This window comes from Parachitinimonas caeni, assembly GCF_030129945.1.
GTDB lineage: Bacteria > Pseudomonadota > Gammaproteobacteria > Burkholderiales > Chitinimonadaceae > Parachitinimonas > Parachitinimonas caeni.
In genome coordinates this window covers 65,598-88,205 of the sequence record NZ_JARRAF010000018.1, presented here as the reverse complement: position 1 = coordinate 88,205, position 22,608 = coordinate 65,598, and the positions used below count along the sequence as shown (strand labels likewise).

The 22,608-nt window shown below is 55.6% G+C and carries 18 protein-coding genes; 9 read left to right on the top strand and 9 right to left on the bottom strand.

Annotated features, from left to right (window positions below):
- Positions 1-45: 45 nt before the first annotated feature.
- Positions 46-600, bottom strand: a complete 555-nt coding sequence (locus PZA18_RS15210; protein ID WP_284101711.1) for a cupin domain-containing protein — start codon at positions 598-600, stop codon at positions 46-48.
- Between the two features lie 247 nt (positions 601-847).
- Here PZA18_RS15210 and ald point away from each other — a divergent pair, with 247 nt between their 5' ends.
- The 8 genes from ald to PZA18_RS15170 all read left to right on the top strand — a co-directional run bounded on the left by ald (position 848) and on the right by PZA18_RS15170 (position 9,882).
- Complete coding sequence (gene ald / locus PZA18_RS15205) at positions 848-1,966, top strand: alanine dehydrogenase (protein WP_284101710.1); 1,119 nt, start codon at positions 848-850, stop codon at positions 1,964-1,966.
- Positions 1,967-2,015: 49 nt separating this feature from the next.
- Positions 2,016-2,771 carry a gamma-glutamyl-gamma-aminobutyrate hydrolase family protein gene (locus PZA18_RS15200; protein WP_284101709.1) on the top strand — a complete coding sequence of 252 codons (756 nt, stop codon included), beginning with the start codon at positions 2,016-2,018 and terminating at the stop codon, positions 2,769-2,771.
- 64 nt (positions 2,772-2,835) lie between these two features.
- The gene (locus PZA18_RS15195) at positions 2,836-4,167 is read left to right on the top strand and encodes a glutamine synthetase family protein (protein ID WP_284101708.1); all 1,332 of its coding nucleotides are present in this window, start codon (positions 2,836-2,838) and stop codon (positions 4,165-4,167) included.
- A gap of 10 nt (positions 4,168-4,177) precedes the next feature.
- A complete protein-coding gene (locus PZA18_RS15190; protein ID WP_284101707.1) occupies positions 4,178-5,551 on the top strand; it encodes an aspartate aminotransferase family protein in 1,374 nt (457 codons plus the stop codon).
- A 118-nt stretch (positions 5,552-5,669) separates the two neighbouring features.
- Positions 5,670-6,770, top strand: coding sequence for an extracellular solute-binding protein (locus tag PZA18_RS15185; protein WP_284101706.1), 1,101 nt, complete (start codon positions 5,670-5,672; stop codon positions 6,768-6,770).
- Between the two features lie 144 nt (positions 6,771-6,914).
- On the top strand, positions 6,915-8,048 hold the full coding sequence (locus PZA18_RS15180; protein WP_284101705.1) for an ABC transporter ATP-binding protein: 1,134 nt from the start codon (positions 6,915-6,917) through the stop codon (positions 8,046-8,048).
- Positions 8,045-8,995 carry an ABC transporter permease subunit gene (locus PZA18_RS15175; RefSeq protein ID WP_284101704.1) on the top strand — a complete coding sequence of 317 codons (951 nt, stop codon included), beginning with the start codon at positions 8,045-8,047 and terminating at the stop codon, positions 8,993-8,995. Before PZA18_RS15180 ends, PZA18_RS15175 begins: the two co-directional genes overlap by 4 nt.
- Complete coding sequence (locus PZA18_RS15170; RefSeq protein ID WP_284101703.1) at positions 8,992-9,882, top strand: ABC transporter permease subunit; 891 nt, start codon at positions 8,992-8,994, stop codon at positions 9,880-9,882. The genes PZA18_RS15175 and PZA18_RS15170 overlap by 4 nt, the downstream gene beginning before the upstream one ends.
- A 112-nt stretch (positions 9,883-9,994) precedes the next feature.
- On the opposite strand, the gene PZA18_RS15165 is transcribed toward PZA18_RS15170, so the two are convergent.
- The gene (locus tag PZA18_RS15165; protein ID WP_284101702.1) at positions 9,995-10,633 is read right to left on the bottom strand and encodes an acyl-homoserine-lactone synthase; all 639 of its coding nucleotides are present in this window, start codon (positions 10,631-10,633) and stop codon (positions 9,995-9,997) included.
- 126 nt (positions 10,634-10,759) lie between these two features.
- On the bottom strand, positions 10,760-11,497 hold the full coding sequence (locus PZA18_RS15160) for a LuxR family transcriptional regulator (protein ID WP_284101701.1): 738 nt from the start codon (positions 11,495-11,497) through the stop codon (positions 10,760-10,762).
- Here PZA18_RS15160 and PZA18_RS15155 point away from each other — a divergent pair.
- Positions 11,496-11,675, top strand: coding sequence for a hypothetical protein (locus tag PZA18_RS15155; RefSeq protein WP_284101700.1), 180 nt, complete (start codon positions 11,496-11,498; stop codon positions 11,673-11,675). The genes PZA18_RS15160 and PZA18_RS15155 overlap by 2 nt on opposite strands.
- Before the next feature lie 198 nt (positions 11,676-11,873).
- Here PZA18_RS15155 and PZA18_RS15150 read toward each other — a convergent pair whose 3' ends face one another.
- The 6 genes from PZA18_RS15150 to rbfA form a co-directional block, all read right to left on the bottom strand.
- Positions 11,874-14,744 carry an EAL domain-containing protein gene (locus PZA18_RS15150; RefSeq protein WP_284101699.1) on the bottom strand — a complete coding sequence of 957 codons (2,871 nt, stop codon included), beginning with the start codon at positions 14,742-14,744 and terminating at the stop codon, positions 11,874-11,876.
- A gap of 7 nt (positions 14,745-14,751) precedes the next feature.
- Positions 14,752-18,114, bottom strand: a complete 3,363-nt coding sequence (locus tag PZA18_RS15145) for a bifunctional diguanylate cyclase/phosphodiesterase (protein WP_284101698.1) — start codon at positions 18,112-18,114, stop codon at positions 14,752-14,754.
- A gap of 379 nt (positions 18,115-18,493) precedes the next feature.
- Positions 18,494-20,626 carry a polyribonucleotide nucleotidyltransferase gene (gene pnp, locus PZA18_RS15140; RefSeq protein WP_407951191.1) on the bottom strand — a complete coding sequence of 711 codons (2,133 nt, stop codon included), beginning with the start codon at positions 20,624-20,626 and terminating at the stop codon, positions 18,494-18,496.
- Positions 20,627-20,872: 246 nt separating this feature from the next.
- Positions 20,873-21,142, bottom strand: a complete 270-nt coding sequence (gene rpsO / locus PZA18_RS15135) for a 30S ribosomal protein S15 (protein ID WP_284101696.1) — start codon at positions 21,140-21,142, stop codon at positions 20,873-20,875.
- A gap of 84 nt (positions 21,143-21,226) precedes the next feature.
- On the bottom strand, positions 21,227-22,141 hold the full coding sequence (truB, locus tag PZA18_RS15130; protein ID WP_284101695.1) for a tRNA pseudouridine(55) synthase TruB: 915 nt from the start codon (positions 22,139-22,141) through the stop codon (positions 21,227-21,229).
- On the bottom strand, positions 22,138-22,515 hold the full coding sequence (rbfA, locus tag PZA18_RS15125) for a 30S ribosome-binding factor RbfA (RefSeq protein ID WP_284101694.1): 378 nt from the start codon (positions 22,513-22,515) through the stop codon (positions 22,138-22,140). Before rbfA ends, truB begins: the two co-directional genes overlap by 4 nt.
- Positions 22,516-22,608 lie beyond the last annotated feature (93 nt).

Genomic DNA, 22,608 nt, shown 5'->3' with positions numbered 1-22,608 from the left:
CTGGTCAATCCAGCTGTCGATTGATGGGTTTATCTGGTAATCAAACTAAAAACTGGGGGGCGAATTGGCGCTGATGATTTCGCAGGGCTCCTCCCCGGCGTTCCGAAAGCGGTGAGGCAGTTTCGAGTCGAAGTAGAAGCCATCACCGGGGCCAAGGCAGCGGGTTTCGCCATCGACAGTGATTTCAACCCGACCACGGACCACCACGCCGCACTCCTGCCCTTCATGCGACAGCATATCGGCGCCCGTATCGGCACCGGGGTCGTAGTGCTCGCGCAGCAGGCAGATCTGCCGATCTTTCAATCCATGACCAACCAGCCGGTAGGCAATGCCCTCGCCGCCAATGTCCGGCATCTGCTCTGCCGGGAAAAATGGACTCGGCCGCGCCGGTTCGTCTATATCAAAGGTGAAGAATTCGGCCAGCGACATGGGAATCCCCGCCAGCACCTTCTTGAGCGATGCCACGGATGGGCTGACACGGTTCTGCTCGATCAGCGAAATCGTGCTGTTGGTAACCCCCGCCCGCTTGGCCAGTTCGCGCTGGGAAAGGCCGCTACGGGTGCGGAGAATGCGTAGGCGCTGGCTGACTTCGAGTGACATCTCAACCTCTTCCGTCTGTGCAATATTCCGAACATCCCAGTTGCAAAAGTATAGAAGCGGTGCCTAGAATCCGCCAAGGATACCAAAAAATCCTTTAATAATTAGATTGTTGCAACGCAACAAGCCACTTTGACAGATAACCACTGGTCACAAGCCGTTCATTATTCTAAACAGGTTTGATTGTTGGACTGCCCTGTTTATCGCCGCCCTCACAAAGGGCAGATCTTTACTTGGTGGAGAATTAAAAATGCTGATAGGCGTACCCAAGGAAATCAAGAACCACGAGTATCGCGTGGGTCTGACACCTGCCGGCGTGAAAGAGCTGATACGTAATGGCCACAAGGTGCTGGTGCAGACACTGGCCGGCGGCGGTATCGGCTTTCCTGATGATCAATACCGCGCTGCCGGTGCTGAAATCGCGTCGGATGCGGCGAGTGTGTTTGCCAAGGCCGAGATGATCATCAAGGTTAAGGAGCCGCAGCCTGAGGAATGCAAGATGCTGCGACCCGGCCAGATTCTGTTTACTTATCTGCACCTTGCCCCCGATCCAGAACAAACCCGTGGCCTGATCGACTCCGGTGCCATTGCCATTGCCTACGAGACTGTTACCGATGCGCGAGGCGGTTTGCCGCTGCTGGCACCGATGTCGGAGGTTGCCGGACGCATGGCGATTCAGGCTGCCGCACATTGCCTCGAAAAAGCTCAGGGTGGATCGGGTGTGTTGTTGGGTGGTGTGCCTGGTGTGGCACCCGGCAAGGTCAGTGTGATCGGTGGCGGGGTGGTCGGCATCAACGCAGCACGGATGGCAATGGGCCTGGGCGCAGAAGTCAGCATTCTCGACCGCTCGCTACCACGCCTGAAAGAGCTGGACATGATCTTTGGTGGACGCCTGAAAACGCTCTACTCGACAGAAGACGCCATCGAAAACGAGCTGGCAGGTGCCGATGCCGTCATCGGGGCCGTACTGGTGCCTGGCGCCGCCGCACCCAAGCTGGTTCGGCGTGAGCAACTGAAACTGATGAAGCCCGGCTCTGTGCTGGTCGATGTGGCGATTGATCAGGGTGGATGTTTTGAAACCAGCCGCGCCACCACGCACCAGAATCCAACTTATGGGGTAGATGGCATTACGCACTATTGTGTTGCCAACATGCCGGGCGGTGTCGCCCGTACCTCAACCCTGGCCCTGACCAATGCGACGCTGCCATTTGCGCTGGCGCTGGCCAATCGCGGCTGGAAGCAGGCCCTGCTGGATGATGTGCATCTGCGCAACGGCCTGAATATTTGCCGTGGCAATGTGACCTACGAAGCCGTCGCGCACGATCTGGGCTATGACTATGTCCCGGCGCTGACTGCCATCGAGGCTTGATAAACCGGGGGGCACAGCCCCCTTTTTTCGTTAATTATCTGTATCCAACATGCTGCGTAAACCTCTGGTCGGCATCATTGCTGACCGACGACAACTGGGCAACCATGCCTTTCACTGTGTAGGCGAGAAGTACATCACGGCAGTCAGCGATGGCGCCGGTGCCTACGCCACGATCCTCCCCGCCCTGATGGACCGGGTACCCATCGAAGACACCCTCAGTCACTTCGACGGCCTGCTGTTTACCGGCAGTCCTTCCATGGTTGGCGCGGAGCACTACGGGGGGGCCGTGCAGCCGGAAGGCACCTGGCTCGACCCCTATCGCGATGCCACCGCCCTGCCCCTGATCCGCGCCGCCGTTGATGCTGGCGTACCGGTGTTCGGTATCTGCCGGGGCTTTCAGGAAATGAATGTAGCCTTCGGCGGCAGCCTGCTGCAGGCCATCCAGACCGACCCGAGCAAGCTTGATCATCGTGAAGACGACAGCGAGCCGCTGGATGTGCAATACGCCCCCGCGCATGAGGTCGAACTGGTTGAAGGCGGTCTGCTACGCGGCATCGCCCGTACCAAGCGCGTTCTGGTCAACTCGCTGCATCAGCAGGGCGTGGACCGGCTCGGCAAGGGGCTTCGGGTGGAAGCCAGGGCGCCGGATGGTCTGATCGAAGCTTTCCGCGTCGCCGATGCCAAGAGTTTTGCCCTGGCGGTGCAGTGGCACCCTGAATGGCGATTTGCCGAAAACTCCATGTCGGCCGCCCTGTTCGCCGCCTTTGGCGACGCCTGCCGCCAGCGCGGCAACGCCGTTCCTTAGGTAGAAGGAGTTCACCACCTGATTTGGTAGCACTCCCACATCGAATAGCCAGAGGCAAATGATCATGCAAACCATGTACGAATTCTTCCGGGAACACCGGGTGACTGAAGTCGAATGCATCATCCCCGATATGACGGGCATTGCCCGTGGCAAGATTCTGCCCAAGGGCCAATTTGTCTCTGGCGAAAAGATGCGGCTACCCAAGGTTGTGCTGGTGCAGACCGTCAATGGCGACATCCCCAACGATTTGAGCATCACCGGCCCGACCGACCCGGATATGGTATGTGTGCCAGACCCAGCCACCGTCAAGGTCGTACCCTGGGCCGAAGACCCCACTGCCGTGGTCATTCACGACTGCGTGGGTTTCGACGGAAAACCCGTCGATATCTCCCCCCGTTTTGTATTACGCAAGGTTTTGCAACTGTTTGCAGATAAAGGCTGGCGCCCTGTGGTGGCCCCCGAGCTGGAGTTTTATCTGATTGAGCGCAATACCGATCCCAACGAACCCTTGCGTCCCCCGGTCGGCCGCACCGGCCGCCCCGAAACCGGCCGGCAGTCGTACAGCATTGAGGCGGTCAATGAATACGACCCTTTCTTTGAAGATATCTATGCCTATTGCGACCGCATGCATCTGGATATCGACACCTTGATCCACGAGGTCGGCGCGGCACAGATGGAAATCAACTTCCTGCATGGTGACGCACTGGAACTGGCCGACAAGGTCTTCCTGTTCAAGCGTGTCGTGCGTGAAACCGCCCTGCGGCACAATATCTACGCCACCTTCATGTCCAAGCCGATGCAGGACGAGCCCGGCAGTGCCATGCACGTTCACCAGAGTGTGCTGGATGCCGACGGGCGCAATATCTTCTCCAGCGAAGATGGCAGCCCCAGCCCGCTCTTCCGTGGCTATATTGCTGGCTTGCAGCGCTATATGCCGCACGTCATGCCGATCTTTGCGCCCTATGTAAACTCCTATCGCCGCCTGTCACGCTTCACAGCGGCACCGATCAATCTGCAATGGGGCTACGACAACCGCACCGTCGGCTTCCGCATCCCCAACTCCGGGCCGGATGCCCGTCGCATCGAGAACCGCGTTCCGGGCGTAGACGTCAACCCCTACCTAGCCATGGCAGCCACTCTGGCATGTGGCTATCTGGGCATGATTCAGGGCCTGCAACCCACCGAACCCATGACGACCAGCGCCTACGAACTCGACTACGAGTTGCCACGCCATCTGGAAGATGCCATCGAGCTGATGCTCGACAGCCCGGAGATTTCCGAGGTGCTGGGCGAGTCGTTTGTCAAAGCCTACTGCGGTGTGAAGGAAAAGGAATACGACACCTTCTTCCGCGTCATCAGCTCTTGGGAACGCAAGCACCTGCTGCTGCACGTTTGAGGAAACCGGCATGAACACACAAAGAACGACTCAGGAATGGCAGGCACTGGACGCCGCCCACCACATCCATCCGTTTTCAGACATGGGCGCGCTCAACCGTGCCGGCAGCCGGGTGATCGTCCGGGGGGAAGGCGTTTACCTGTGGGACTCGGAAGGCCACCAGATCATGGATGGCATGGCGGGCCTGTGGTGCGTCAACGTTGGCTATGGCCGGAAGGAGCTGGCCGATGCGGCAGCCCGGCAGATGCAGGAGCTTGCCTATTACAACACCTTCTTCAAGACGACCCATCCAGCCGTGATCGAACTTTCGCGGCTTCTGGCAGAGGTTACGCCACCTGGCTTTGAACACTTTTTCTTTACCAATAGCGGTTCGGAAGGCAACGACACCATCATTCGCATGGTGCGCCGTTATTGGGACATCATCGGGCAACCCGAACGCAAGGTCATCATCTCGCGCCACAATGCCTATCACGGCTCAACCGTTGGCGCCGCTTCGCTCGGCGGCATGGATTACATGCACTCACAGGGAGGGCTGCCCATCCCAGACATCGAGCATATCGACCAGCCGTACTGGTACGCAGAGGGCGGGGATCTCAGCCCGGAAGCGTTTGGCCTGAAAGTCGCACGGCAACTGGAAGAGAAGATTCTGGCAGTGGGGCCGGAACGGGTAGCGGCCTTTATCGGTGAGCCCTTTCAGGGAGCCGGCGGCGTCATCTTCCCGCCTGACAGCTACTGGCCGGAAATCCAGCGCATCTGCCGTCAGTACGGCATTCTGCTGGTTGCTGACGAAGTCATTGGTGGATTTGGCCGTACCGGACACTGGTTCGCCAGCCAGCACTTCGGCATCGAACCCGATCTGATGACCATCGCCAAAGGCATGACCTCCGGTTACATCCCGATGGGTGGCGTCGCCATCTCGCGGCGGGTGGCCGATCCGCTGATCAATGAAGGCGGAGACTTCAATCATGGGCTCACCTACTCCGGCCATCCTGTTGCTGCGGCCGTGGCGATTCGCAATATCGGCATCCTGCGCGAAGAAGGCATCGTCGAGCGGGTAATGAATGACACCGGACCGTATTTTCAGCGCTGTCTCAAGGAAGCATTGGCAGACAATCCGTTGATTGGCGAAGTAGCCGGCACCGGACTTGTGGCCGGAATGCAACTGACTCGCAATAAAGCCACACGCGAACTCTTCCCGAACCGTGGCGAGGTTGGCCTGCTATGCCGAGACTTCTGCTTCGCTAACAATTTGATTATGCGAGCAACTGGAGAACGCATGCTGCTCTCGCCACCGCTTGTCATCAGCCGCAGTGAAATCGACGAACTGGTGAGCCGCGCGCAACACTGCATCACGCTCACCGCCCGCAAACTAGGTATGGTCTAATACACAGTTGACCCGGCGCCGCACAAGGCGCCGGGTCGCATTTGCTCATTGCCGGGCGGGGGTCTTGAAACCGGCATCCCAATTCAACTTGCACAGGTTTTTTAAGGAGTCGAGTTCAATGGTCAACAAGAATTTCGTGCTGAAGGTACTGGCTGCCGCCGTTGCCACCGTATCGGCATCTGCCGCGCTGGCTGATGGGGTAGTTAATATCTACAACTGGAACGACTACGTTGCCGACAAGACCATCGCCAACTTCGAAAAAGAATCCAGCCTGAAGACCCGCTACGACGTTTATGACAGCAACGACACCCTTCAGGCCAAGCTGCTGACCGGCAAAAGCGGCTACGACGTGGTCGTTCCAAGCGCCGACTACGCAGGCAACTACATCAAATCCGGCGTGTTGCTGAAACTGGACAAGGCCAAGCTCAGCAACTTCGGCAATCTTGATCCGGCCATCATGTCCAAACTGGCAGCGACCGATCCGGGCAATGAGTATCTGGTCCCCTATATGTGGGGCACCATGGCGTTTGGCATCAACGTGGACAAGGTCAAGAAGGCACTGGGCAGCGAGCCGATGCCTGCCGACCAGTGGGAACTCGTGTTCAACCCCAAGTACACCAACAAACTCAAGTCCTGCGGTATTTCCTTCATCACCATGGCACGTAACCTGTACTCCATGGCCAACATCCATATGGGCAAGCCCGCCAACGATTTCTCGAAAGAAAACGTTGACGCCGCCACTGAGATGCTGAAGAAGGTGCGTCAGGACATCCGCGTCTTCAACGATTCGCCAATTGATCTGCTGGCCAACGGCGACATCTGCGTTGGTGTTGCCTATAACGGTGATGTATACCAGGCCAAAGATCGTGCTGCGGCAGCCAAGAAGCCACAGAACATCGAATACGTCGTGCCTGCCAAGGGTACCGTGTTGTGGATCGACACCATGGCCATCCCCAAGGATGCCAAGAACGCTGACAACGCCTTCAAGTTCATCAACTACATTCTGAAGCCGGAAGTCGTTGCCGAAATCTCGAACAAGGTGAACTACTCGAACCCTAATACCAAGGCAACCGCCCTGGTCAACAAGAAGCTGACGGGTGATACCAAGATCTACCTGCCTGCCGACATGATGGCCAAGATGCAGCCGATGACTCCGCTCTCAAAAGACACACTGAAGCTGCTGCAAACATCGTTCAACAAATTCAAGACCGCCAAGTAATTCTTGGCCCCGGCCGGCCGACAGGCTAGTTGGAAAAGTTGCAAACGGGGCCGCGCAGATACGCGGCCCTTTGTCATTCAATCGGTTTTGGGTTTTCTCTACCTCGCAGACGTCAGAGAAAGCCACCCCCTCACGGAGTGTATTGTGCCGGCGGATACTGCCCTCGCTCACAACCCGGCTGCTACCGCGCAGCCTACCTATCTCGAAATCAAGGGAGTCACGAAAAAATTTGGTGACTTCGTTGCGGTCAACCAGGTTGATCTGAAGATCCCCAAGAACGAAATTTTCGCCCTGCTGGGCAGTTCGGGCTGTGGAAAATCGACTTTGCTGCGTATGTTGGCCGGCATGGAAACGCCCACCGAGGGTAGCCTGATTCTGGATGGACAGGATGTTACCGCCCTGCCGCCGTATTCACGGCCAATCAATATGATGTTCCAGTCCTATGCGCTGTTTCCGCACATGACCGTTGAACAGAACATCGCGTTCGGTTTGAAGCAGGACAAGATGCCCAAGGACGAGATCCGTGTCCGGGTTGAACAGATGCTTGATCTGGTGCAGATGCGCAAGTATGCCCAGCGCAAACCACACCAGCTCTCTGGTGGCCAGCAACAGCGTGTTGCCCTGGCCCGCTCGCTGGCCAAGCGCCCCAAGCTGTTGTTGCTGGACGAGCCTTTGGGCGCCCTCGACAAAAAATTGCGGATGCAAACCCAGCTGGAGCTGGTCAATGTGATCGAACAGGTCGGGGTAACCTGCATCATGGTGACTCATGATCAGGAAGAAGCGATGACGATGGCGTCACGTATCGGCATCATGTCCGAAGGCCGCCTGCTGCAGGTTGGCAACCCTCGCGACATCTACGACTACCCCAACTGTCGCTTCACCGCTGAATTCATCGGCTCCACCAATATCTTCCACGGCACAGTCGTCGAAGATGAGCCTGGTTATGTCGTGCTCGACTGTCCAGAATTACACAATCGGATTTACGTGAGCCACGGCATCACCGGTGTACTGGGTATGCCGATCTGGTATTCGGTTCGACCAGAGCGCATCAGCCTGCTGCGCCAGCAACCAACAGGCCAACATAACTGGTTTCAAGGAACCGTCCAGGAAATTGCTTATTTGGGCAGTTATTCGATCTATCACGTCAAGCTACCCAGTGGTCGCGTTGTCATGGCCAACGTCCCATCCAGCCACTGGGGGGACGAAGCACCGGCAACCTGGGGCGATACGTTGTTCCTGAAGTGGGGTGATAACGCGGGGGTGGTTCTGACATCATGATGAACGTGCTGCGACGCCTGCTTCCGTCCGGCAGGACCTGGGTGATTTCCGTCCCCTATCTGTGGCTGCTGGTCTTCTTCCTGCTGCCGTTTGTGTTCGTGCTGAAAATCAGTTTTGCCGAGCCCGACATCGCGCAGCCACCCTACACCCCGTTGGTTACCAAGGAAGAATCCAAGGTCACCATCAACCTTAACCTCGCCAAATACGAAACCATTTTTGGTGAGGCCGAAACCTTTGCCACCAAAGGGCTCGCTACCGGTATGGCCGAAAGCCAGTATCTGGTGTCTTACTGGAACTCCCTGAAGCTGGCCTTGCTGACCACCTTGTTCTGCCTGCTGATCGGTTACCCGATCGCCTACAACATTGCCCGCGCCGACGAGACCACCCGCAACACCTTGCTGATGTTGGTGATGCTGCCGTTCTGGACCTCGTTCCTGTTACGGGTGTATGCCTGGATCGGCATTTTGAAAGACAACGGCATCATCAATAACCTGTTGATGTCACTAGGCATGATCAAAGAACCCATTCCCATGCTCTACACCCAGTTCTCGGTCATGCTGGGTATGGTGTACAGCTATCTGCCGTTCATGATCCTGCCGTTGTACTCCCACTTGGTGAAGCTCGACACCCGGCTGTTCGAAGCATCGGCAGATCTGGGGGCAACACCTTGGCGCACCTTCTTCTCGATCACCTTGCCCTTATCCAAAGCCGGCATGATCGCCGGTTCGATGATGGTGTTCATTCCAGCGGTGGGTGAGTTTGTGATTCCCGAGCTGTTGGGCGGTGGAGAAGTCCTGATGATCGGCAAGAAGCTGATGGATGACTTCGGCGTCAGCATCGACTGGCCGCAAGCCGCCGCCGTCACGGTACTGATGATGATACTGCTGATCGCGCCCATCATCTGGTTCCATCGTTTCGAGACCAAGCAAAGGGAGGCCGAGCAATGAACGGCAATAAAATGCCCTTGGCCAACAAGCTCTACATGCTGCTTGGCTTCTTTTTCCTGTATGCGCCAATCATCAGCCTGGTGGTGTATTCGTTTAATGAATCACGCCTGGTCACCGTTTGGGGTGGCTTCTCCCTCAAATGGTATAGCGTGCTTTGGAACGACGTTGCTGTCATGTCCGCCGTTAAAATCTCGTTTGCCATTGCCTTCATGACCGCCAGCTTTGCAGTCGTACTTGGCACCATTGCCGGCTTCGTACTGGCGCGATTTGGCCGCTTCCGCAGCCACTCGATGTTCGCAGGCATGGTGACGGCACCAATGGTGATGCCAGAAGTCGTTGTCGGCCTGTCGATGCTGCTGTTGTTTGTCGCCCTGCAAACCAGTTTTGGCTGCAGCGAAGAACCTTCAGGACTAGTGCAGCGTCTTGGGTGCTGGGCCTTCGGCGAGCGCGGCATGCTGACCATCTGGATTGGCCACGTTACGCTCTGCACCGCTTACGTGGCCGTGCTGGTGCAATCGCGGCTCAAGGAGATGAACCGCTCGCTCGAAGACGCCGCCATGGATCTGGGCTGCCGGCCATTCAATGTGTTCTTTGTAATCACCCTACCGTTGATTGCGCCCACGCTGTTAAGTGGATGGCTGCTGTCTTTTACCTTGTCGCTGGATGATTACGTGCTGACCGCCTTCCTGTCCGGCCCAGGCTCCACCACGCTGCCGCAATGGATCTTCTCGTCGATACGACTAGGGCTGTCGCCGGAGATCAATGCATTAGCCACCATCATCATCTGCGTCGTGACGACGTTCGTTGTGGTATCCAACCGCTTAATGATGTCCGCACAGGCTAAACGGGATCGCGCCATTCAGGCCGCCTTGGCCTCGACCGACTAAGGGGCTTTGGGCTTGGCTTTGCATTTTCAAATCGAAAGTGAAACGCCCGCAGACATAAGCAGACCTTGAAGCACAAAACCCAGCCTAGGCTGGGTTTTGTGCTTCTGGCGCCTTACGCCGCGATTGGCAATGCTACAAGCTTGGATACCTTGGCCTGCTCCAGCATGGCTTCCAGCTCGGGGTTGAATAGCGCAGCGTTGGTCTTCTCATTGATTTCGATATTCAGCGCTACCGCCCTTTCGATACCGATCTGCAACGGGGGCCCGAAGCGACTGATGTCCATTCCGAGGCGCCGCAGCATGCGCTCGACGGCCACCGTGGTAACGGTGACATAGCGGACGATACCTTGCTCGCCGCCAAAGCGGATGATGGCCTGGATCATGCGGATTGTCGTATCACTGAAGCCAAATCCGCCCTCACCATGCTTGCTGACGGCAAAGCGGGACAGCTCCCAGACATTGGGCTCTGCCGGTGCATCCTGACCATGCAAAAGCTCTGGAAAGGTATCCCGCAGCATATAGCTGCCGGTTGTTGGCAGCATGCGCCAGCAGCCCAGCAGACGGGCAGTGTGCTCACGAACCAGCATGTAGATGGGATTGCAATCATCGAAGTCATCCCGCTCCTGACCTTCGGCAGATGACACCTGCCATTGCAGACGCTGATAGAAGACTTGGTAGCGGAGCTTGTACATATCAACTTCTTCTGGCAGAGAAAAAGCACCGCTGTTACGACGAGCAATAATGATATTCATGGTCGGCCCTAAGTTTCAGATAATTGGGCCGACTATTAAATATCATTAAAATCAAATAGTTAACTACAAGTTCCGGTAGGGCAAAAAAGAGAAAAACCGCTATCTAAACAGCTGATTTTCCAGAAACTAGCCCCTAATGAGCCCTAAAGAAATCGCCTTGATGACCGCCTTGCGACTCCCTCGGACTTCCAGTCTTTCCGCCGCCGTGCGTATGTGGTAGATCACCGTATGCTCCGAAAGATTGAGAATCTGAGCCGTCTCCCAGGCCGTTTTCCCTTCGGCCGCCCACTTCAGGCATTCCAACTCACGCTGAGTCAGTGGCGACTCGTTTTTCGGCTGCGAGGCAAGCCGCTGCAGGCGGATGTTCACCAATGCCTCATGGGCAAAGCAGGCCAACAGTTGCCCTGCCCCCAGCGTCTCCCCCACATGCTTGCGAGCGGAGGCATTGCCTGTGCTCAAGGCAAGGCTGAACAGGCCCAGGTCACCGTTTCGATCACGAATGGGAAAGCTCGAACCAAATTTGATACCGTGACTGCTCGCCTCTTCTGCAAGCGCTTTCTGGCTTCGACTGGTGTAAATGTCCGGGTTCCAGATGATTGGTGTCGCGCTGCCAAAACAGTGCAACACCGTTGGGTCGATATTGGCGTAGAGCTGCGAGTCATAATGCTTGCGCCAAGTGTCGGGATATGAGCTAAAAACAAAATCCTTGGCTTCATTTCCCTGGACACTGCGCATGCCATACAGAAATTTTTCGAACCCGATTCTGGCTGCCTGCCGCCCTACTTCCTGCTGCAATCGTTCAGGAGAATCAACAGAGAGCAATGCTTGTAGCTCGTCATAGCCTAAAAGCTTCGATTTTCTCATGACCTACCCCCCCAAAAAACTGAACCGCCCCGCTGCCAAAAAACAGCAAATAGCTGATCTAAAACAATTTATTAACCTGAATACCGCCAACCACCGCCTCCATCTCCCCCTACAAGAAATGGTAGTGTTCAATACATCCGAATCCCGGCAATCTAACGCTTACTGGGCGGGCGAATAAAGAATCGCGGCAGCACGCGGGTAACGATATGATCCGGCACGATCATTGAAGAGGAGGAGTCCTACTGGTCGTTGCACGCGTGGCCCGTCCAGCTTTTTTTCTTCATACTCTTCGAACTGCTATTTTCGTCTATTTTTTCCTTCTGCAACCTATTGTTATGCAATAAGCCTGAAGGATTCTTTCCCTAATAGCTGCTTTTTATGGTTTTGGGATGGGCAGGCCAGCCTTTAGCAGCTGCGCCATATCCGCGGGCGGTTGTGGTTTGCATACCAGATAGCCCTGTACTTCATCGCAGTGTTCATGCAGCAGGAATTGCCACTGCTCGACCGTCTCCACCCCTTCAGCGATCACTTTCAGGTTCAGATTTCGGGCAAGGTTGATGATGGCTCGGGTAATCGCACAGTCATCCGGGTCACCGGGTACGTCGCTGACGAAGGAGCGATCCACCTTCAGCTTGTCGGCCTTGAAGCGCTTCAGATAGTTAAGCGAGGAATAACCGGTGCCAAAATCGTCGATGGCCAGCTTCAAGCCCATGGACTTGAGGGCATCCATGGTGGCAACGGTAGAAACCACATCCTGCATGATGATGCTTTCCGTCACCTCCAGCTCGAGATAGCGGGCCTCCAGACCAGTATCTGCCAGAACACCAGCGATATAGCCGCAGATGTCCTGCCGATAAAACTGTAATGCCGAAAGATTGACTGCAATGGCAATAGGCGGCAAACCAGCGTCCTGCCAGGCGCGATTCTGTCTGGCCGCTTCCCTGAGCACCCAATTGCCAATCGCTACAATCAGGCCCCGCTCTTCCGCAATCGGAATAAATTTACCCGGCCCGACCAAGCCATTCTCGGGATGCTGCCACCGTATCAACGCTTCGGCGCCAACGATACGGCCGGTGCGCATGTCCACCTGTGGCTGGTAATGCAGCACAAACTCTTCCCGTTCAATCGCTCGGCGAAGCTGGCTCTCCACTGCCAGGATTTCATAGGCCCTGGCATTCATATCCGAAGTATAAAACTGGAAGTTGTTACGGCCGCTCTCTTTGGCGTGGTACATGGCAGCATCGGCATTCTTTACCAGCGTGTCGTAGTCTTCGCCGTCTTCGGGGTAGATGCCTATACCGATGCTCGGCGTTACGATCAGATCGTGGCCAGATAGCAGGAAAGGCACCGACAGACGCTCCAGTACTCGTTGGGCCACCGTCGCCGCCTCATCCGGTGAATCAATCCGGCTGAGCACGATCACAAACTCATCCCCTCCCAACCGGCCGACATTGTCCCCTGCCCGCAAAGCCTGTTTGAGGCGATCCGCCACAGCTTTGAGCAGCTCGTCCCCTGTGACATGCCCTAACGAGTCATTGATGGTCTTAAATCGGTCCAGGTCGATGAATAGCAGGGCACAGCGCCCCTCATTACGATCCGCCAGCGCGAGGGCCTGATTGACGAGCTCCTGAAAGTGCCCCCGATTCGGCAGACCCGTCAGCACATCGAAATGCGCCAGATACTGGATACGCTCGTCGCTACGCTTACGCTCGCTGATGTCGCTGATCAGGGCAATGTATTGGCTGGTACGACCATGTCGGTCTTTTGCATCATTCACAATCGCCCAGCAGGGAAACTCCTCCCCATTGGCGCGACGCAGCCAGACCTCCCCCTGCCATTGTCCGCGCGCCCTCATGCTGTGCTGGATGTCTTCCAGCATTTCCAGCTTGTGCCGGCTGCTGGGAAGCTCTGTCACCATGCGGCCGACTGCTTTATCCGAGTTAAACCCGGTCATGGTTGAAAAGGCGCGATTGACCGTCAGGATTCTATAAGCCGCATCCGTGATGACGATTGCCTCAGTGGTGTTCTCAAAAACCTTGGCCGCCAGCTCCATGCTGCGCTGAGCATCCCGACCTTCCGTCAGATCCCGCACCAACCGCCAGATGCCAACGGCTCCGCCCGCATCATCACGCATCAGCACTCCCTTGGCGCTAACGGGGATCAGCAGACCATCTGACCGACACAACTCGATTTCATACTCATTGCAATAGCCCCGGCTGGGCACGGTAACCTGCATCATCTGCCGGTCCAGCTCATGCCAGTCCGACGCGATGAACTCGCTGGCCAGATGCCCCTTCAGCTGATCCTCCCGCACCCCCAGCATGGCCAGCACAGCTGGATTGGCATCGAGGATCCGGCCTGCCAGATCGACCACGAAAATGCCGTCCAGATTGGATACAAACAGCTCGCGGTACTTGCGTTCAGATGAGCGCAACGCCTGCTCGACCTGCTTGCGCTCAGCAATATCCACCTCAAGCTCCGCATTCTTGCGTTCCAGCTCGTCAAAGAGCCGGAGCAGTTCCTGACGCGTCCATTCGAGGTAACGTCCCAGATCCCCAATTTCGTCATCCCGGCGCCAATCAAACCGTTCCTTGAATTCGCGGCGAGACAGGTGCATGGCCTGAATGCCCAATTGGCGCAATGGGCGCAGAAAGCGGCTATCCAGCACCACCAGAATCAGTATCACACTCAGTGCAAACTGGGCAGCAATCAGCAAGACAAAATCGCGCTGCAGGTTGGAAATGCGTGCTGCAAGGTGGGTCTGATCAAACTCGATGGTTAGCCGGCCGATCTGTCGCGTACCTTGGCTGATTGGTGAAGTGACCACCTGAATCGCCCCCAGGCGGCGGGCGGGTGCAGTCGCTTGCAGGAAGACTTCTTGTGAGATGGTTGACCAGACACTGACCGAGACCACACGCTCGTCCTTCATCACCGAGTCAAGCAAGGGCCGGCCATTGACCGTGCTCAAGTCCCACAAGGGCTGGCGCATGCCACGGGCGAGAATATCGGTGATCTGGTCCTGATCATGCTTGAGCTGCTCGACCATGGACGCCTGGCGTAGACGCAGATTGATCTGCGCTACAAACAAAGCCGGAACCAGAAGCCCCAGCACCACCACCAGTACGAAAGCCTGCCGCAGGCTGACACGATAGAACAGCCGCTTCCCCCAGCCCTCCGGTTGAGAGGCGGGTTCCGGGCGTTGCAGCGAAGGGTCGGGACCAGGCTGGCCGTCGGGGAACAAGGACATACAGATCCTACGGTTTCACATCATGGTATGACGTTAACAAAGCCTGGCCGGTGTCTGCACGCCATGTTTGAAGAAACTCTGCCATCGCGCCCGCTGAGAGCGGCCGGCTCACCAGGAACCCCTGAATCTGGTCGCAGCCACGTTGCAGCAGGAAACGCGCCTGATCCGCCGTCTCCACCCCTTCTGCAATCACCTTCAGACGAAGACTATGTGCCAGATCGATAATCGCCGAGGCAATCGCCTCGTCATCGACATCTGCGCCAATTTCATCCACAAACGAGCGGTCTACCTTGAGTTTGTCGATCGGGAAGCGCCGCAGGTAAGACAGTGAGGAATAGCCGGTACCAAAGTCATCAATCGACAGCCGAACCCCCATGCGTTTGAGTTCGCGCAAGGTGTCGATGACTTCAATTGCGTCACGCATTACCACTCCTTCGGTCACTTCCAGCTCGAGGTGCCGGGCTGACAACCCCGTTTCCATCAGAGCAATCTCAACCGTTGCCGTAATGCTGCTTGAAAACTGCGCCGGGGAAAGGTTGACGGCCACCGGAATCGCCGGCAAACCTTGCTCCTGCCAAGCTTTGTTCTGGCGACACGCCTCTATCAGTGCCCACTCCCCGATGCGGACGATGAGCCCGCTGTCTTCCGCCACAGGAATAAAGCGATCCGGCGGCACCATGCCGCGCTCGGGGTGCATCCAGCGGATCAATGCCTCACAGCCCACCAAGGCGCCGCTGGCCAGCTCGATCTGCGGCTGGTAATACAGTTGAAACTCCTTGCGCTCAATGGCCCGACGCAACTGGTTTTCAACCATCAGGTAGTCATAGGTACGGCCATTGAGCTCCTGCGTGTAAAACTGGAAGTTATTCCGGCCTGATGCCTTGGCGTGGTACATCGCAGCATCGGCATTCTTCAGCAAGGTATCAATGTCGTGCCCATCGGCGGGGTAGATGCTGATACCGATGCTGGGTGTGATGGTCAGCTCATTGCCTTGCACCTGAAACGGCCATGCCACGGTCTCTACCAGTTTCTTGGCAACCAGCGCAGCATCGGCAGGCTCATCCACATCTGGCAGCAACACCACAAATTCATCGCCGCCATAGCGGCAAATGGTATCGGACGATCGCAAGCACCATTTCAGGCGGTCCGCTACTTGAGTCAATACCTGATCACCAACACTATGGCCTAGCGAATCGTTGATGTTCTTGAAGCGGTCCAGGTCAATAAACATCAAAGCAATCTGTTTGCGATTGCGCTCCGCCATCACAATCGCCTGACCGATCCGATCCAGCAGCAGCGCGCGGTTTGGCAACTCCGTCAACGGGTCGTAGTTGGCCAGATGTTCGACTTGCGCCACCGCTTCCTTGTGTGCCGATACGTCTGAACACACGCAGATATAGTTTGCAACGCGCCCTTGTTCATCATAAGCCATGCTGAGTGTCTGCCACTCCGGGTACAAGTCGCCATTTTTGCGGCGGTTCCATACCTCGCCCTGCCAGCAGCCATACTGTTCAATATCCAGCCATATCCGGCTATAAAACGACTGATCCTGAATATCCGACGCCAGAAAGTGCAGATCACGTCCCAAAACTTCCGTGTCCGCAAACCCGGTAATCTTGGTGAATGCTTGGTTGACCGTGACGATACGGCGGTTGGCATCGGCCACCACAATACTTTCGGCACTATTGGCAAACACCGTTGCCGCCAGCCGGGCTTGGGCCTCAGCCCGTCGCTGTTCGGTAATGTCCTGATAAGAACCAAATAGCCGGATGACCCGCCCTTCTCCGTTGCGCTCGACTTTGGCCGTTACTCGCAGCAATTGCTGATCCCGCGCACAGGTCACTTCAATATCAAACTCTTCACCTGACTGGCGTGCAGACTCCAGAACCACCGCAAATTGATCACTATCAACCGGGCTGTACAACCCCAGCATGCTTCCCAGATCCAGCTTGAAGTCAGATCCGATGCCATGCAGGCGATAGCACTCTTGAGTCCAGCTCAATTCATCGCTGCGGCAGTCCATTTCCCAGCCGCCCACCTTTGCCACTTCCTGGGTCTGCTGCTGAAGCTGCAGTAAATGCGCTTCTTCGCTCAAGTCGCGGGCAGAAAAGACAACTCCCTGCACAGCCCCTTGATCATCGCGGTAGGGATCGACATGCACATCCAGAAAGCAACGCTGACCATTCAAGGTCGTCCAGTCCTTGCTGGTAACCCCTTTACCTTGCAATGCCCCCAAAAATGCCGGCTTGAGAGCATTGGCCATCTCGGCACCCCACAGCTGCACCAGATTTTCAGCAGAAAACGCCAGCCCCTCTCTTCCGAGGTAATACTTCAAGGTGTCATTCGCTATCACACAATGTTCATGGGTATCAACCAAGGCAATCAGGTCTGAACTTGCCGATACCAGATGCCGGTACTTATGTGCGGTGTTTTCGCTGTCCCGCAGGGCCTCCTGCGCTCGCTTCAGTTCCGCCACTTGCTGCCGCAAATGGCCGACCGCAGCGCCAATCCATACCGCAGCGAGACTCATGACTATCAGGCTCAGATACACCTCATGGATCTCAACCCCCTCGCTCAAGATGCCACGCGCCCCGGAAGCAATGACAGGCAAGGCCAAAGTCAACAGCACGATCCAGCCATTCATCAGCATGGCCGCAGGGATGCCATGCCGCAGCGCCGATAGCAATGCAAATCCCGCGTAGGCATACCAGTAAGGGTGTACCGGTAACCAACGACTCAGCATTAACGGCCCCAGGCAGAGCAGAACCATTTCGAGCTTGCCCCGCCGAGACAATGTGCCCCACCAGGGGTTGCTGCGCCGTTCGAGCCAGTACAGGATCGGCAGGCTGATTACCAAGCCCGCCAATAGATCTGCGACCCAGCCATTGAGAATCCCCCAACCCGCTTCCTCTGGCAGCAACTCGCCCAATAAATAAAGCTGAAACTGCGCCCAGATCGCACCGATGGTAATCGGCAACGCTCCCCCCATCGCAATGAACCAATGCAGATCACGCTGCCGAGACAGGCGGGGTGGATGATGCACCAGCCCATGAAACAGAAACCACGACAGACCGACGGTCAGGACTTCCGGCAGAGGATGCAACAAGGAGTGCCAATGCAATTCGCCGAGCCACAACGCTGAAGATGCTGCAGCACTCAGATACAAAGCCGGGAGAATGCGAGGTCCCCACCAGTGTACAAGCACCAGCCCTAAAGCCGTCGGTAGATATAGCGCAGAACTCTGAAGACCAAGCGGGAGAAAAAGTGAAACCTGACTACCAAGCTGAAACACCAGCAGCGGAACAAGCCAAGTCCACCAGGCTGTTGCTCTGGATGGATGGGATGCGCGGTCGGCTTCCGCTGTTGTCATTGAAGGGCGGCTCCCTGATCCGGCACATGAGGTAGATTCGTTTGGTTTTCGGCCTGCACCGCAAGGAAAATATCCGAAACACCAACATCGACGACTGGCTATGCAATGGCTTTAAAGCCAAGCTGATAGCCAGAAGCACTCCCAAATCAGTATCGACCACGCACATCGCTTTCGCAAATCGGTTGATTGCGCAAGATCCGGCAGTCACAAGAACTGTTGAGGGTTCTCACTCGACAAACTTGCAAGGTAACGAACGCAGCGCAAGGCGACTTACTTAAAATTCTTACCACATGCGCAGCACGGCGCTTTCAGAGAACCCCAAAAAGCAAAACCCCCACTACTCTCGTAGCGGGGGTTTGTATACTGCCAAACAGTCTGATCAGGCTTCTGAGGCAACTACTGGCGCAGCTGCCTGCGCTTCCTCATTCAAAACCGCCTTGATCGACAAGCGGATCCGACCCTTCTCATCCTGCTCGATAACTTTGACGCGAACAGCTTGGCCTTCCTTCAAGTAATCCGCCACGTTGTTTACGCGCTCGTTAGCAATTTGGGAGACGTGAACCAAACCGTCGCGGCCAGGCATGATCTGCACAATGGCGCCTACGTTCTTGTCCAGAATCTTCACGACACTGCCTTCGTAGATCTTGCCGATTTCAACTTCAGCGGTAATCTCTTCAATACGGCGACGAGCCGCATCGGCACCGTCAGCCGAAACAGAGGCAATCGTGATCGTGCCGTCATCCTGGATGTCGATCTGAGTTCCGGTCTCTTCGGTAATCGCACGAATCACGGCGCCACCCTTGCCAATCACATCACGGATCTTCTCGGGATTGATCTTCATGGTGTACAGGCGAGGCGCATGCTGGCTGACCTCGGAGCGATGCTCGCCCATAGCCCCCTTCATCACATTCAGAATATGCAAGCGACCTTCCTTGGCCTGATCCAACGCCACGCGCATAATTTCTTTGGTGATGCCGTTGATCTTGATATCCATCTGAAGCGCCGTCACCCCGTTTTCGGTACCGGCAACCTTGAAGTCCATATCACCTAGGTGATCTTCATCCCCCAGAATATCGGTCAATACTGCGAAACGCTTGTCTTCCTTGATCAAGCCCATGGCAATTCCGGCCACGTGCGCCTTCAACGGTACACCCGCATCCATCAGCGCCAAGCAACCACCACATACGGATGCCATGGACGAAGAACCGTTCGACTCAGTGATCTCTGATACGACACGCATCGAATAGCTAAAATCTTCTTGCTTCGGCAGTACCGCCACCAACGCACGCTTTGCTAAACGACCATGACCAATTTCACGCCGCTTCGGCGCACCAACGCGCCCCGTTTCGCCTGTTGAGTACGGAGGGAAATTGTAGTGCAGCATGAAGCGCTCGGTGTATTCGCCAGTCAGCGCATCAATGATCTGCTCATCCATCTTGGTTCCCAATGTGGCAACCACGAGACCTTGCGTTTCACCACGGGTAAACAATGCGGAACCATGGGTCCGAGGCAACACGCCATTACGGATGGTAATCGGACGAACGGTGCGAGTATCACGGCCGTCAATACGAGGATAGCCGTCCAGAATCTGGTTACGCACGATATGAGCTTCCATACCATGGAAAATGTCGCGGATCTGATTGGCGCGCAATGTATCGGTATCTTCTGTAATCAGAGCTGCTTCGACCTTTTTCCAGGTCTCATCAATCTTTGCGGTGCGCAACTGCTTCTGGGGGATACGGAAGGCCATCTTCAGACCTTCTTCAGCCAAGGCGCCAACCTGTGCTTCCAGTGCCTCATCCCTAGCAGGCGCTTGCCAGTCCCACAGTTCAGGATTGACTTCATCTGCAAGCTCATTGATTGCCTTGATGGCAGCTTGCATCTGGTCGTGGCCAAACACCACCGCCCCTAGCATGATTGCCTCGGAAAGCTCCTGAGCTTCGGACTCCACCATCAGCACCGCCAGATCAGTACCAGCTACCACGAGATCCAACTGGGAGGTCTTGAGTTCGGTCAGAGACGGATTCAGGACATATTGGCCATCAATATAACCAACACGAGCAGCACCAATCGGCCCCTGGAACGGCACCCCAGCAATCGCCAATGCAGCAGATGCACCCAGCATGGCTGGGATGTCAGGATCCACTTCAGGGTTGACCGACATGACGGTCGCTACAATCTGGATTTCGTTATAGAACCCCTCAGGAAACAGCGGGCGGATCGGACGATCAATCAAGCGGCTGGTAAGGATCTCCTTTTCCGAAGGACGGCCTTCACGCTTGAAAAAGCCGCCAGGAATCTTGCCTGCGGCGTAAGTACGTTCTTGATAATCAACGGTCAGAGGAAAAAAATCCTGACCGGGTTTTACATTCTTGGCACCCACCACGGTAACAAGCACTACCGTATCGTCCATGTGGACCATTACCGCACCGGATGCCTGACGGGCAATCTCTCCGGTTTCAAAGGTAACGGTATGCTTGCCATAGGCAAAAGTTTTACGAATAGGTGTCAACACAGTTTTCCTTCGTTCAACAACATGCCACTTTCAGCCAAAGCGGCGCGACAATTAGTGTTTCGGTACGGCCGAGGGAACATCCCATGTACCGAGGTTCCAGCCACAACATGCACAACAAACAGCCAACAGCGCTTCAGAACGGCTGGAACCTTGCATCCCTGAATTACTGTAGGCGAGCATTACAAAAAGAACATCTACTTCAAAAAAAAAGTCGCGGATGAATCCGCGACCTTTACATATACCTTACTTGCGCAGACCGAGGCGAGCAATCAGCTCACGGTAGCCTTCCAAGTTAGTACGCTTGTAGTAGTCAAGCAACTTGCGACGACGGCTAACCATCTTCAGCAAACCACGACGAGAGTGGTGATCCTTCATGTTGGCCTTGAAGTGACCAGTCAAGTCGTTAATACGTGCGGTCAACAATGCAACTTGTACTTCTGGGGATCCAGTGTCACCGGCGACGCGCTGGTATTGCTTAACGATTTCAGCTTTTTGTTCGGTGCTGATAGACATTTAAATAAAACTCCAAATATAAAAGCGCTCACGCGCTAGACAAGCAAGGCGAGCCTGAACCCATCCTTGCTCCCAAACTGGCAATCATTGACTGCTTGCCAGCAACCTTCGCGGATAAAGCGTGCAATTACTTGCCAACTCACCCAAGCCGATAAACTCACGCCTACCGTCTGAAGTACCCCGGTACAGGCGGAAGTCGCCGATTATCGCACTTTCCGGCTGATAGCGCACGGACATACCATGACAAAGGCGTCGCGCTGATTCTGAATCAAGAAAGATCTCTGGCAGATCTAGAACCAAAACATCTGCCGGCAGTAACAGGCTATCTCTCTGTTCTAGATCAAGCGCCTCTAGTGCCTCTAGGGTTATTGCATCCTGAATATCAAAGCGCGCCGTTCCCTGGCGGCGTAGCGCGGTCAGATGTGCGCCACACCCCAAAGCTTTCCCAATATCCTCTGCCAGCGTACGAATGTAAGTACCCTTGCTGCATCGAACAGCAATTGATAAAGCGTTACCGCTCAAGGATTGCAATTGAATATCATGAATCGTGATACGCCGAGCCGCTCTCTCAACTTCAACACCCTGCCGCGCATATTCATAAAGGGCCTTCCCTTGATACTTCAATGCAGAGTACATCGGCGGCAGCTGATCCTGCTCACCCACAAAGCCACACAACACCTTAATAATCTGTTCACCCGAAACAGATACCGGCCGCTGCTCAACAATTTCCCCTTCAAGATCGCCCGTTGTCGTAGTCTCACCCAATTTCAGCTCGGCTAAATATGCTTTGTCCGAATCAAGTAAACGTTGAGCGAACTTGGTCGCCTCCCCAAAGCACAGTGGCAACAACCCCGTTGCCAGAGGATCCAACACGCCGGTGTGCCCCGCCTTCTCCGCATTCATCAGCCAGCGGGCTTTTTGCAAGGCCATATTGCTGGAAGCCCGATAAGGCTTATCCAACAGTAAAACGCCATTAACCGGGCGCTTGCTCCGCTTCATTCAGTCTCGCCTTCATCTGCATCCGTCCGGGAGGACTTAACCGCCTCATCAATCAATCGATCAAGCGACATGCCACGCTCTACCGAATGATCATAAGAGAAACGCAACTCCGGCATCTTGAACAGGGTAATACGCCGAGAAAGCTCGCGGCGCAGAAAACCGGCCGAACGTTCCAGAATTATCTGCGTCTGGGAGTCCTCGCCTCGCATCAAGGTAAAAAATACTTTTGCAACCGAATAATCTCTGGTCACTTCCACATCTGTAATCGTCACGAACCCGAGTCTCGGATCCTTTAGTTCAGTTCGCAACAACTCAGCCAGCTCGCGCTGAATTTGCTGAGCAATCCGGTCTGATCTCGAAAAATCTCTCGCCATAGCCGCCAGCCCTTAGGGCCCCTCGAACACAAAAGGGGAAAGGAACGATGGCGAACATCGCACCCCTTCCCCCTTGTTTACCTACAAATAAAT